The organism is Methylorubrum sp. SL192, assembly GCF_026672325.1.
GTDB classification, from domain to species: Bacteria; Pseudomonadota; Alphaproteobacteria; order Rhizobiales; family Beijerinckiaceae; genus Methylobacterium; species Methylobacterium extorquens.
This window is the reverse complement of sequence record NZ_JAPPQV010000003.1, coordinates 1,467,039-1,479,275: the sequence shown is the minus strand read 5'-3', so window position 1 is coordinate 1,479,275 and position 12,237 is coordinate 1,467,039. Positions and strand designations below refer to the sequence as shown.

Annotated in this window: 12 protein-coding genes; 3 read left to right on the top strand and 9 right to left on the bottom strand. The window is 70.0% G+C overall.

Features of this window, described 5'->3' with window-relative positions:
- Window positions 1-5: 5 nt before the first annotated feature.
- Window positions 6-311 carry a hypothetical protein gene (locus OVA30_RS07680; protein WP_268175089.1) on the bottom strand — a complete coding sequence of 102 codons (306 nt, stop codon included), beginning with the start codon at window positions 309-311 and terminating at the stop codon, window positions 6-8.
- 210 nt (window positions 312-521) lie between these two features.
- Window positions 522-1,313, bottom strand: coding sequence for a hypothetical protein (locus tag OVA30_RS07675; RefSeq protein WP_268175087.1), 792 nt, complete (start codon window positions 1,311-1,313; stop codon window positions 522-524).
- A gap of 109 nt (window positions 1,314-1,422) precedes the next feature.
- Here OVA30_RS07675 and OVA30_RS07670 point away from each other — a divergent pair, with 109 nt between their 5' ends.
- A complete protein-coding gene (locus tag OVA30_RS07670) occupies window positions 1,423-2,046 on the top strand; it encodes a Pr6Pr family membrane protein (RefSeq protein ID WP_268175086.1) in 624 nt (207 codons plus the stop codon).
- A 4-nt stretch (window positions 2,047-2,050) separates the two neighbouring features.
- Here the strand turns inward: OVA30_RS07670 and OVA30_RS07665 are convergent, their stop codons facing one another.
- From OVA30_RS07665 to OVA30_RS07635, 7 genes are all read right to left on the bottom strand, one after another.
- Window positions 2,051-2,779, bottom strand: a complete 729-nt coding sequence (locus OVA30_RS07665; RefSeq protein ID WP_268175085.1) for a pseudouridine synthase — start codon at window positions 2,777-2,779, stop codon at window positions 2,051-2,053.
- On the bottom strand, window positions 2,776-3,702 hold the full coding sequence (locus tag OVA30_RS07660) for a class I SAM-dependent methyltransferase (RefSeq protein WP_268175084.1): 927 nt from the start codon (window positions 3,700-3,702) through the stop codon (window positions 2,776-2,778). Before OVA30_RS07660 ends, OVA30_RS07665 begins: the two co-directional genes overlap by 4 nt.
- 195 nt (window positions 3,703-3,897) lie before the next feature.
- Window positions 3,898-4,878: a GTPase Era gene (gene era / locus OVA30_RS07655; RefSeq protein WP_003598769.1), complete on the bottom strand. Its 981-nt coding sequence runs from the start codon at window positions 4,876-4,878 to the stop codon at window positions 3,898-3,900.
- 20 nt (window positions 4,879-4,898) lie between these two features.
- Window positions 4,899-5,669, bottom strand: coding sequence for a ribonuclease III (gene rnc / locus OVA30_RS07650; protein WP_012253717.1), 771 nt, complete (start codon window positions 5,667-5,669; stop codon window positions 4,899-4,901).
- A gap of 60 nt (window positions 5,670-5,729) precedes the next feature.
- Complete coding sequence (lepB, locus tag OVA30_RS07645) at window positions 5,730-6,536, bottom strand: signal peptidase I (protein ID WP_003598773.1); 807 nt, start codon at window positions 6,534-6,536, stop codon at window positions 5,730-5,732.
- A 129-nt stretch (window positions 6,537-6,665) separates the two neighbouring features.
- A complete protein-coding gene (gene acpS, locus OVA30_RS07640; protein ID WP_015822743.1) occupies window positions 6,666-7,076 on the bottom strand; it encodes a holo-ACP synthase in 411 nt (136 codons plus the stop codon).
- Window positions 7,073-7,822, bottom strand: a complete 750-nt coding sequence (locus OVA30_RS07635) for a pyridoxine 5'-phosphate synthase (protein WP_268175082.1) — start codon at window positions 7,820-7,822, stop codon at window positions 7,073-7,075. Before OVA30_RS07635 ends, acpS begins: the two co-directional genes overlap by 4 nt.
- 142 nt (window positions 7,823-7,964) lie before the next feature.
- Here OVA30_RS07635 and OVA30_RS07630 point away from each other — a divergent pair, with 142 nt between their 5' ends.
- Window positions 7,965-9,380 (top strand): sensor histidine kinase, encoded by a 1,416-nt coding sequence (locus OVA30_RS07630; RefSeq protein WP_268175081.1) that lies wholly within the window; start codon window positions 7,965-7,967, stop codon window positions 9,378-9,380.
- 112 nt (window positions 9,381-9,492) lie between these two features.
- Window positions 9,493-12,075 (top strand): ABC transporter permease, encoded by a 2,583-nt coding sequence (locus OVA30_RS07625; RefSeq protein WP_268175080.1) that lies wholly within the window; start codon window positions 9,493-9,495, stop codon window positions 12,073-12,075.
- Window positions 12,076-12,237: the final 162 nt, after the last annotated feature.

Genomic DNA, 12,237 nt, shown 5'->3' with positions numbered 1-12,237 from the left:
GGGGGTTACTCGTCCGCTTGCCCCTTGCCGGTCACCCGGAGCTGCGAGGCGACGCATTCGCGGACCGCATCCTCGATCTTGGCCTTCTGCGAATTGGAATAGCCCGCCACCTCGTCGATGCATTTGACGAAGTAGCCCGCGGTGAAACTCTCATTGACCGACACGAATGACTTGCCGAAGCGGGTCGCGAGTTGGAGGCGGTCCAGGGCCGAGCTCTGCTTCCAGGCCTCCAGCGTGTCGGTCATCGACAGGGCGCTGGCGGCACAGGGCACGAGGGTCGCGGCAAGGAACAGGGCGGAGAAGCGGCGCATCGTACCAAAACCTCCCGAAGGTCTTTTCTGGTTTTCCCACTCAGATCTTCCGATCACTCCGCCTCGATCCTGCAATCGAGCGGGAAATGTCGGATGATCGCGCCAGATAAACCCTTCGGGATTGTCGGACAGCCGAACAGCCGGATCGCTCTTCTTATTTTGCTCTGAGAGTTCTGAGAATCCCGGCTGCGATGAGCACGCCCGCTGTCCTCACGGTCGCCAATCCGAAAACCCAGCCACACCATGGATCAGGCGCCGGTGGCGCGCAGTCTCGCCGAACGGAGCAAGCTCCCAGGTCCAGGCCCGCTCGGAGCTTCCAAGCGATACGCCGTAGAGAAGGTCGTGCCGCGCATGGACCTGCCCCTCTCGGTCCTCCTCGGTCTCGTCGATATCGGTGACGAGGCAGACCCGCGCCGTGAGCCTACCCAGGGCGTCGAGATGGCCCTCGACGATCCGCCGGCCGAAGGCGTCGCCGTCCTCCGGCGTCCAGGCTCCAAGGGGACGGCGTGAGGCCTCCAGCCGCTCGACCGGGCGGATCGGCAGTTGCGAGAGCAGGTTGGCCGAGATGACGAGGCCGGTGCGCGGCTCGGCGCAGACCGGCGGCAGGCGGGGGTCGAGATCGCGCGCCGCGCCGGTCATCAGCGCCATCGCGCCGCTCAGATCCGCCGTCAGCGTTTCGACATTGGGATGGGCGCGGATCGCGCGCCGGGCGGGCGCGAGATGCACGGCATCGACCAGCACCACCCGCCGGAAAGCCCCGGCGAGATCCGCCAGCGGTACGTCGAGCAGGAGCCCGGAGCCCAGCACCACGGCGGTGTCGCGCCGTTCGGTGGCGGCGATGGCCGCGCGCATCACCGCCCGGCTCGCCTCCAGATGCGGCGCCCAGGCCCGGCGGCAGCGGCGCGCCCGCGACATCAGCCAGATGCTGTCGCGCAGGTAGCCGAGCCGGCGCTGGGCCCGCGGCGCGGGCGTGGTGAGGAGATGCAGGAGATCGAGCAGCACGGGCGTGGCCGTCCGGCACGGGGCCCGACCTGTCAAGCGGACCGCGTCATGCCATGGTCGCGATGGGCCGCCAGAACGCTGTCCCTTCTCGCCTCGGACGCTCGCTCTCATGGAATCCCGAAGCGCCCGCCTCGCCGCTTCCCTGATCGCGCTCTGCGCCGCCGTCGGCGTCGGGTTCGGCTTCTCCGCCGTATTCGGGCGAACCGGCTCGGTGCCGCTCACGGCCTGGATCATGGCCGCCTATTTCACGAACCTCACCGGGCTCCTCGTCCTCGCGGTGTTCGGCGGGATCGCCCTGCGGGTGCCAGCCCTGGCCCAGCCCCGGCTCGTCGCGACGACCGTGCTCGCGACCCTGCTCGTCGGACTCGTGCAGCGGCTGCTGCTCTACGGGGTCAGGACCCTGCGCGGCGGCGACCTCGTCGGCGACATCCTGCTCCACCAAGTGCTGCCGGTGCTGGTGCCGCTGTTCTGGCTCGCCTTCGTGCCGAAGGGGCGCCTCGCAGGACGCGACCTCGCGTTGTTTGCGAGCTACCCGCTGCTCTACCTCGGCTACACGCTCCTGCGCGGCGCCTATGACGCGCGCTATCCCTACCCGTTCCTCGATGTGGGGAAGATCGGCTGGGGCCCGGTCGCGGCCTATGCCGGGGCGATCGCGGCGGCCTTCCTCGGCGTCGGATGGGCGCTGGTTCTCCTCGACCGGCGCCTCGCACGGCGCAGGGCCGTGGCGGGATGAACCGCTACCCCTCGAACAGAGTCGCGATCTCGCCCGGCCCCAGGATCCGGAATTCCCCCGCCGGCAGATCGGCCGGAAGCGCCAGGCCGCCGACACGGTCGCGGTGGAGCGCATCGACATGGTTGCCGAGCGCGGCGAACATCCGCCGGACCTGATGGTAGCGGCCCTCGTGCAGGGTCACCGTGCAATGGGTCGGGTCGTCGGTCTCCATCTCCACCGGCAGGAGCGGCTTGTCCTCGCCCTCCAGCATCATCTCGCCCGAGGCGAGGATCGCGGCCTCGTCGCCCTGGAGCGGGCGGGCCAGCGTCACCCGGTAGCGCTTGGAGACCTTGGCCTTCGGCGAGATGATCCGGTGCAGGAGTGCGCCGTCATCGGTCATCAGCAGGAGGCCCGAGGTCTCCTTGTCGAGGCGTCCGACGGTGGAGAGCGCCGGATCGCGCCGCCGCCAGCGCTCGGGCAGCAGGCTGTAGACCAGCGGCCCGACCTCCTTGTGCGAGCAGGTGACGCCGAGCGGCTTGTGCAGCATCAGACAGACGCCCGGCAGCGGATCGAGCGCATCACCCTGCACCGTCATCCGGGCGGAGAGATCGGGCTCCAGCGGGATGCGCTGCGAAGCGTCCCGCAGGGCCTGCCCGTCGAGGCGGACGAGACCGGCGCGGGCCAGTCCCTCGACCTCCCGGCGCGAGCCGTAGCCGAGATTGGCCAGCAACCGGTCGAGGCGGAGCGCCTTCATTTGCGCGCCTCGAACAGCTTGTAGCCCCCCTCCGTCGCCAGCGTCGTGACGGTTCGGAAGGCGGCGCGCAGGGGCGCCTCATAGGGCAGGTGGGTGTTGGCGACGAGATAGAGCGTTCCGCTCGGCCGCAGCACCGCCGCCGCGCGGGTGATGAAGGTTTGGCCGAGCGCCTGATCCTCGGCGCCGCCATCGTGGAAGGGCGGGTTGGTGACGACGAAGTCGAGGCCCGACAGGGCCGGCTCGGCGCTGCGCAGGTCCGCCCAGTGCAGGGTCGCGCCCGGCTCGCCGACGTTGCGGCAGGCCATCTCGATGGCGCGGCGGTCGATGTCGATTAGGGCGAGCGACGCGACTTTCGGCGATTTCAGCACCGCGCGGGCCAGGATGCCGAGGCCGCAGCCGAAATCGGCCCCGCGCCCGGAGAGAGCGGGCAGGTGGCGCAGCAGCAGGGCGCTGCCGGGATCGAGCCGGTCCCAGGAGAAGATGCCGGGCTGCGTGCAGAGCGCGAGGTTGTCGATGTGGCGCGGCGCGCCGCCCGCCAGAGCGGTCTCGATGCCGGCGGGCATTTCGGGACGCGTCGCCGTGCAGATGCGGTGGTGGCGGCGCGGCTCGTCGGTGACGGCGCAGCCGAAGCCGCGCAGCTCCTTGGCGAGCCGGGTGCCGCCCTTGTCCTTGGGCGCCATCGCCACCAGCCGCCCGCCGGGCTTCACGGCCCGGATCGCGAGTGCCAAGGCGTAGCGCCGCTCCGCCGTGCCGGGCGGGGCCAGCAGCAGGGCGGCATCGAGGCTCGCTTCAGCGACATCCTCCAGCCGCGCCGAGCCGGGAATCAGCGGCGAAACCTGGGCGGCGTCCTCGGGCACCTCCGCCAGATCGGTCGGCGGGAGGCCGTAGAGGATGGCCCGGATGTCGGAGTCGGTATGGGGCATAGGAGTCGGCATTCAGGCTGTGGCCATCGGCATCATGATCCGTCCGGCCCTCGCCCTCATCCTGAGGTGCCGACGCGGAGCGGCGGCCTCGAAGGATCGTCCAGATCCCGCGCGATCCCTGGAGGATCCGTCAAAGCCCGCTCGCACGGGCACCTCAGGATGAGGACGAGGATGGAATGGATGAGGGAATAGAGGTCAGCCGGTTGGGAATTCGAGGCCCATCTCGCGATAGCGCGCGGGATCGTCGGCCCAGTTCTCGCGGACCTTCACGTGCAGGAACAGGTGCACCTTGGCCTCGGCCGCCTCGGTGATCTCGATGCGGGCCGCCTGCCCGATCGCCTTGATGGTCTGGCCATTCTTGCCCAGCACGATCGAGCGCTGGCTCTCGCGCTCGACGAAGATCGTCTGCTCGATCCGCACCGAGCCGTCGGGCCGCACCTGCCACTGGTCGGTCTCGACGGTGGAGCGGTAGGGCAGTTCCTCGTGCAGGCGGTCGTAGATCTTTTCCCGGGTGATCTCGGCGGCCAGCATGCGCAGCGGCGCGTCGGAGATCTGATCCTCGGGATAGAGCCACGGGCTCGGCGGCATCCGGGCGGCCAGCGCCTTGCGCAGGTCGGCGATGCCGTCGCCCTTGAGCGCCGAGATCAGGAAGGTGTCCTCGAACGGCACCATCGCGTTGAGCTTGGCCACCAGTTCGAGCAGGCGCTCGCGGGCGATCAGGTCGATCTTGTTGAGGATCAGGATCTTGGGCCGCTTCACCTCGGGCAGGCGGCGCAGGATGGTCTCGACCTCCTCGTCCACGCCTTTCCGGGCATCGATCAGCAGGCAGATCGCGTCGGCATCCGCCGCGCCGCTCCAGGCGGAATGCACCATCGCCCGGTCGAGGCGGCGCTTCGGGGCGAAGATGCCGGGCGTATCCACCAGCACGATCTGCGCGTTGCCCTCCATGACGATGCCGCGCACCAGCGCCCGCGTCGTCTGGACCTTTCGCGAAACGATCGAGACCTTGGCGCCGACGAGCGCGTTCAGCAGGGTCGACTTGCCCGCATTCGGCACGCCGATCAGCGCGACGAAGCCCGCACGCGTCTCTTCGCGCGGCTGACCCTGCGCGTCCTGCCGCTGTTCCTGCGGGGCGCCGTCTTCGTCAGCCTCGTGTTCCGGCTCGTGCTCAGACATCCGATTCGACCATCCGCGTCTCAACCACTCGATCCATCCTGTCCCTGCGTCCCGCCGATGCCCTCGCGGGCGAGTACGGCGCGGGCCGCCTCCTGCTCGGCGACGCGCTTCGAGGCGCCCTCGCCGTAGCCGGGTTCGATGCCTTCGACCCGTGCCGCGATCCGGAAGACCGGGGCGTGGTCGGGTCCCGAGCGCTCCACCACCTCGTAGACCGGGATCGCGAGGCTGCGCGCCATCGCCCATTCCTGCAAGGCCGATTTCGCGTCACGCCCGCGCGGGGCCGCGGTTTCTTCGCCGGGGCGGAACGCGCGCTGCACGATCGCCCGCGTCGCCTCGTAGCCGGCGTCGAGGAACACCGCGCCGAGGATCGCCTCGCAGACGTCGGCCAGAATGGTCTGGTTGCGCCGCCCGCCGGTCTGGATCTCGCCGGGGCCGAGATTGAGATGCGGCCCGACTTCCCAGGCCTCGGCCACCACGGCGCAGGTCTCGCGCCGTACGAGGCCGGCAAGGCGGCGCGACAGCTCACCCTCCTCCGCGCCGGGCAGCGCCTTGTACAGCGTCTCGGCCACCGCGAGCCCGAGCACCCGGTCGCCCAGGAATTCGAGGCGCTGGTAGCTGCCGACCCGGCCCGACTGGCCGGCCTTGCTCACATGGGTGAGCGCCAGCGGCAGCAGCGTCGGGTCCGCGAAGACATGGCCGATGCGCGCTTCCAGCACCGCGAGGCTCGGTCGCGGGCGATGCGCACGCCGGGCGCGGCTGGAGCGAGCGGCGCCTTCGCCGTCCTCGCTCATCGCCGTCCGCCCCGAGGCAGACCGGCGGATCGTTCCGTCGCTGTCACGTTCGTCAGTAGGTCAGTGAATCGTCGAGAAGATGCGGCTCCAGCGCACGTCCGACGGCCAGCGCCAGATCTGCCAGGCGGGGGTACGCTCGTCGATGGAGAAGAAGATCATCTCGGCACGGCCGACGAAGTTCTCGAACGGCACGTAGCCGACGCTGGCGAGGTCGCGCGAATCGGTGGAGTTGTCGCGGTTGTCGCCCATCATGAAGAAGTGACCGGCCGGCACCGTGTAGACTTCGGTGTTGTCCCAGAAGCCGCGGTCGCCGTCGCGCTCGATCACCCGGTGCGTCACGCCGCCCGGCAGCGTCTCGTTGTACTGCGCGACCTTCACCGTCTGGTCGAAGGCGTCCAGGGTCTCGTAATCGGCGATGCGCTCGCGCTTGACCGGCTTGCCGTTGATGTTGAGCACGCCCTCGATCACCTGGATCTTGTCGCCGGGCAGGCCGATCACGCGCTTGATGTAGTCGGTCGCGTTGTCCTTCGGCAGCTTGAACACGGCGATGTCGCCGCGCTTCGGCTCGGCGGCCCAGACCCGGCCATTCGCCTGGAACGGCAGGTACTCGGAGAGCGGCAGGGAGTATTTCGAGTAGCCGTAGGTGTATTTCGAGACGAACAGGTAGTCGCCGATCAGCAGCGTCGGAATCAGCGAGCCCGAGGGGATGTTGAACGGCTGGAACAGCAGCGTCCGCACCACCAGTGCGATCAACAGCGCCTGAACGCCGACCTTCACGGTTTCCCGGATGCTCGCCCAGGTTCCGGGCTCGGCCGTCCGGATCTCCGTCTTGCCCTCGCGATCCAAGCGCGCGCGTCCCATGCTCATGATTGAAACAGCCTCCGGCCCCGCCGTAAGATCGGCAGCCGCGTCCCAGGTGGCCGTGCTGTCCTGCTGGGCGGCGGGTCTAGACTATGCTGCGCCGCCCCGCAACGCGGAGGATGTGCGGTTACAAACCTATGATGTCGCCGTGATCGGCACCGCCTCGATGATCACGAAGGCTTGCGCGAGGGGCGGTTCGTCGGTCAACGTCAGGTGGAGCCGCGCTTCGTGCCCCGCCGGCACCATGCGAGCGAGGTGTTCCCGCGCACCACCGGTCAGGTTGAGCGTCGGCTGGCCGCTGGGCAGGTTGACCACCTCCATGTCGCGCCAGAACACGCCCTGGCTCATACCGGTGCCGAGCGCCTTGGCGCAGGCCTCCTTGGCGGCGAAGCGCCGGGCGTAGGACGGACCGCGCGCGGCACGCCGGTCGCACTTGCCCCGCTCGCCGTCGGTGAAGACGCGGTGGGTAAAGCGGTCGCCGAAGCGTTCGAGCGAGGACTCGATGCGGCGGATGTCGCAGAGATCGGTGCCGATGCCGAGGATCACGGTTCGGCCTTCCGCCGCGCCCGGTCCATCGCCGCACGCATGTCGTGAACCGCCTGCCGCAGGCCGACGAAGATCGCCTCGGCGATCAGGGCATGGCCGATGTTCAGCTCGCGGATCTGCGGCAGCGCCGCCACGGGGCCGACGCTCTCCACGGTGAGGCCGTGGCCGGCATGGATCTCGAGGCCGAGCCCGGCGCCATGCGCGCTGGCCCGCACGATGCGGCCGAGTTCGTGCGCGATTCGTTTCTGATCGCCCTCGATCACCGCCTCGCAATAGGAGCCGGTATGCAGCTCGACCACCGGCGCTTGGAGGGCGTGGGCGGCCTCCATCACCGCCTCGTCGGGCTCGACGAACAGCGAGACGCGGATGCCGGCCTCCGACAGGGTGGCGATGCGCGGGGCCAGATGCGCGCGGCCGGCGATGATGTCGAGGCCGCCCTCGGTGGTGCGCTCCTCGCGCTTCTCCGGCACGAGGCAGGCGGCGTGCGGCTGCGTGGCGAGCGCGATGCGGACCATCTCGTCGGTCGCCGCCATCTCGAGGTTGAGCGGCACCGGTAGCTTCCGCAACGCCGCGATGTCGGCATCGCGGATATGGCGGCGGTCCTCGCGCAGATGCGCGGTGATGCCGTCGGCGCCCGCCGCCACGGCCTCGTGGGCGGCGCGCACCGGATCGGGCGCGAACCCGCCGCGGGCGTTGCGGACGGTGGCGACGTGATCGATGTTCACGCCCAGGCGCAGGGACGACACGGCTGGCTTTCCGATGCTCGGCGGGATCGAAGGGCTGTCGGTGTAGCGGCTGGCGCCGGTGCTTGGAAGGGTCTGGGGAAAGCTGCGGGACGGATCGCGTTTCACGTCGCCCGGACCCATCGCGGCGTGTAGCTCTGACGCGATGCACAAGTTGCTGATTCAGCTCGGCCTTCGCTTCGACGATCCCCACGAGGAGCAGTCGTTCGTGAGGAGCTTCACGCTCGACGATCTCGGCCGCACGCAGGCCGCGATGGTGCTGGGCGCTTTCGTCTTCTGCTCGTTCTCGGCCATGGACTGGATTCTCAGTCCCGATGCCTGGGCCATGGCCACCGCGCTGCGGCTTGCCGTCGCCGTCCTGGTCCTGGTGCCGGCGACCCTCCTGCTCAGCCGGCCGGACGCCCGGCCTTTCGCGGAATGGATCTACCTCGTCTACTGCGTCGTGCCGGGCTGCATGCTCAGCCTGATCTACGTCTTCCTGCGGCCGAGCTTCGATCACGGCGCAGCGGGGCTGATCGTGGTGATCCTGTTCGTCTCGACGCTGCTGCCGCTGCGGGTCTCCTCGTTCGGGGTGTTCGCCGCCCTGACCTGGACCTGCTTTGCCCTGTTCGAGACCATCGCGACACACGACAATCCCGGCTTAGCCCTCGTGAACAATGCCGAGATCGGCGCGGCCTACGCGCTCTCGCTCTACGGGGTCGGGGCACGGGAGTTTCGCGCGCGGCGCCAGTTCCGGACCACGGGGGAGCTGCAGGTCGAGAAGGAGCGCTCGGAGGCGACCCTGGCCGAACTGCGCGCCGCCCAGGCGCAGTTGGTTCAGGCCGAGAAGCTCGCCGCACTCGGCCAGCTCGTGGCGGGCGTGGCGCACGAGATCAACACGCCCATCGGCCTCGCGCTGACGACCTCGACCGCATTCGACCACGACCTCGCCGAACTGCGTCGGACCGTCGCCTCGGGGCAGATCCGCCGGTCCGACCTGACGCGGAGCGTCGATCGGCTGAGCGAGGGCGCGGGTCTGGTCTTCGCCAACCTGACGCGGGCCGCCGATCTGGTTCAGAACTTCAAGCAGGTCGCGGTCGATCAGGCGACGGAGGACCGGCGCCGCTTCGAGATGCGCCCCTGGCTCACCGAGTTGATGAGCACGCTCGATCCGATCCTGCGGCGCAAGGGCCACGAGGTTCGGCTCACCTGTCCCGACGGCATCCTCCTCGATTCCTATCCGGGCGCGCTGGCGCAGGTCGTCAGCAACCTCGCGCTGAACGCCGTGATCCACGCCTTTCCCGAAGGCCGCACCGGCACGCTTCTCGTCGACGTGAGCCGGCTCGGCGACACGCAGATCCGGATGACGGTGCGGGACGACGGACGCGGCATCCCGCCGGAGAATCGGCAGCGGATCTTCGACCCGTTCTTCACCACCGGACGCGACAAGGGCAGCACCGGACTCGGCCTGCACATCGTCTACAATCTCGTCGTCTCGACCCTGCGCGGACAGATCGCCATCGACAGCGAGGAGGGGGTCGGGACAGGGGTGACGATCGACCTTCCGGTGACGGTGCCGTGACCCTGCCCGAGCTCGCATGCATCCGATGCGGCGGTGCGAGCAGTTGCGTGCGCCGCGTCAATGCCCAGATTGGCCCCGCCGGCCCGACCGGTGGCGAAACGCTCGAGCCCGCATGCACGGCACGTTGTCCCAGCCGGATTCTTCGAAGCCGGTCCCCGCCTCCCGTCTGCCGCTGACCCTCCGGCTGGCCTTGCGCGAGCTGCGCGGCGGGCTCTCCGGCTTCCGGGTGTTCATCGCCTGCATCGCGCTCGGCGTCGCGGCGATCAGCGGCGTCACCTCGATTGCCGCCTCGCTCTCGGGCGGGCTCGGGCGCGAGGGCCGGCGGATTCTCGGCGGCGACATCACCTACAGCCTGATCAACCGCGAGGCGACCCCGGCCGAGCGCGCCGTGCTGGAGGGGCAGGCGCCGGTCTCGGAGGTGGCGAGCCTGCGCGCCATGGCGGTGGCGGGCGATGGCGGCGCGGCCCTGGTCGAGCTGAAGGCGGTCGATCCGAGCTATCCGGCGGTCGGCACGGTCGAGACGGACCCGCAGGCGCCGGTGCAGGATCTCATCGCCGAACGGGACGGCGTTTTCGGCGCGGCCGCCGATCCGGCGCTGCTGACCCGGCTCGGGCTCAAACCCGGCGACCGGGTGACGCTCGGCGGCTTTCCCATCGAGATCCGCGCCGCCCTCGTCTCCGAGCCCGACCGGATCGGCTCCGGCATCGGCTTCGGGCCGCGCCTGCTCGTCTCGCTCAGCGCGCTGCGCGCCACCGGCCTGATCCAGCCCGGCAGCCTCAACCGCTTCACCTACCGCCTGCAGATGCCCGGTGCCGACGACGCGCGCCTGACGGCCGTCAACGCGGCGGTGCAGAAGGCGCTGCCCGAGGCCGGCTTCGAAATGCGCGCGCGCGACAACGCCGATCCGCGCTTCGCCAAGGGCATCGAGCGCTTCACGCAATTCCTGACGCTCGTCGGGCTGACCGCGCTCATCGTCGGCGGGGTCGGCGTGGCGAATGCCGCGCGCGCCTTCGTCGATGGCAAGCAGGCGTCCATCGCCACCCTCAAGAGCGTCGGCGCGCCGGGCTCTCAGGTGGTCGCGCTCTACCTGATCCAGGTGATGCTGATCGCTGCGATCAGCACCGTGCTCGGTCTCGCCGTCGGCGCAGCCCTGCCGTTCCTCCTCGACATCGCACTCCGCGACCAGCTTCCGCTGCCGCTCAACCCCGAGATCGCCCCGGCCCGCCTCGCGCTCGCCGCCGCCTACGGGTTGCTGACGGCGCTCGCCTTCGCGATCCTGCCGCTCGGGCGCGCCCACGACGTCTCCGTGGCCGGGCTGTTCCGCGATGCCGTCGATCCGGCCGCGCGCCGTCCGCGCTGGCGCTATCTCGCCGTGCTCGCCGCCGCCCTGCTCGCGCTCGCGGGCCTTGCCCTCGTCACCGCCTTCGACCGGAAGGTCGCGCTGATCTTCATGGCGGCGGCCGCCCTCGCCTTCGGCGGCCTGCGCCTCGTCGCCGCGGGGCTGATGGCGCTGGCCGCGCGTCTGCCGCGGCCGAAGGGGATGGTGCCGCGCATGGCCTTGGCCAACCTCCACCGCCCCGGCGCGCTGACCCCGGCGGTGGTGCTCTCGCTCGGCCTCGGCACGACCCTGCTGGTGACGCTCAGCGCCATCGACAGCAACATCACCCGCGCGCTCGAAAGCTCGCTGCCGGGCCGCGCCCCGAGCCTGTTCTTCCTCGACGTGCCCTCGCGCGAGGCGGACGCCTTCTCCGCCTTCCTCGGCGCCCGCGCGCCCGATGCCAAGATCGAACGGGTGCCGATGATGCGCGGACGGATCACGGCGCTGGACGGCGTACCGGCCGGGCAGATCAAGCCGCCGGAGGACGCCGCCTGGGTGCTCGACGGCGACCGGGGCATCACCTACGCGGAGACCCCACCCGACGGCTCGTCGATCGTCGAGGGCGCGTGGTGGAGCGCGGACGAGGGCCGGACGCCGCTGGTCTCGTTCGATCTCGAACTGGCGCGCGCCCTCGGGCTCAAGGTCGGCAGCACCGTGACCGTCAACGTGCTCGGCCGCCCGATCACCGCGCGGGTCGCCAACCTGCGCAAGATCGAGTGGCGCTCGCTCGGCATCAACTTCGTGATGGTGTTCTCCCCCGGCACCTTCCGCGGCGCGCCGCATGCCGACCTCGCGACCCTGACGCTGCCCAACGGGCCCGACCCGAAGCTGGAGGCGGAGGTGGTTCGCGATGCCGCGAAAGCCTTCCCCTCGGTGACGAGCGTGCGGGTGAAGGACGCGCTCGATGCGGTCAACGACCTCGTGCACAAGCTGGTCCTGGCGATCCGCGGCGCCAGCGTCGTCGCGGTGCTCGCGAGCCTGCTGGTTCTGGCCGGGGCGCTCGCCGCCGGCCACCGCGCCCGGCTTTACGACGCCGTGGTGCTGAAGGTGCTCGGCGCCACGCGGATGCGCCTGCTCTCGGCCTACGCCCTGGAATACGGCGCCCTCGGGCTCATCACCGCGCTATTCGGCATCCTGGCCGGCTCGGCCGCGGGTTGGGTGATCGTGTCCCGGGTGATGCGCCTCGACTTCGCCCCCGACCCCATGGGCGCGCTTGCGGTCGCGGCCTTCGCGGTGGTCTTCGCGGTGGCCGTGGGCCTGACCGGCACATGGCGCATCCTGGGACAGAAGCCGGCTGCCTATCTCCGTCAGTTCTGAAAACGCATCGTCACGATTGAACGAAGGTTTTCATCCCGCTCGAACAACAAAAATCTTCGTTATCCAGGAAGGTTGAAAACGCGGCCGTGCGCTGAAGGCCCACTTGTTTATGGTTCTTCAAGCGAACATATTCGAGCATGAGGCGCGCCCGGTGCGCCAGGG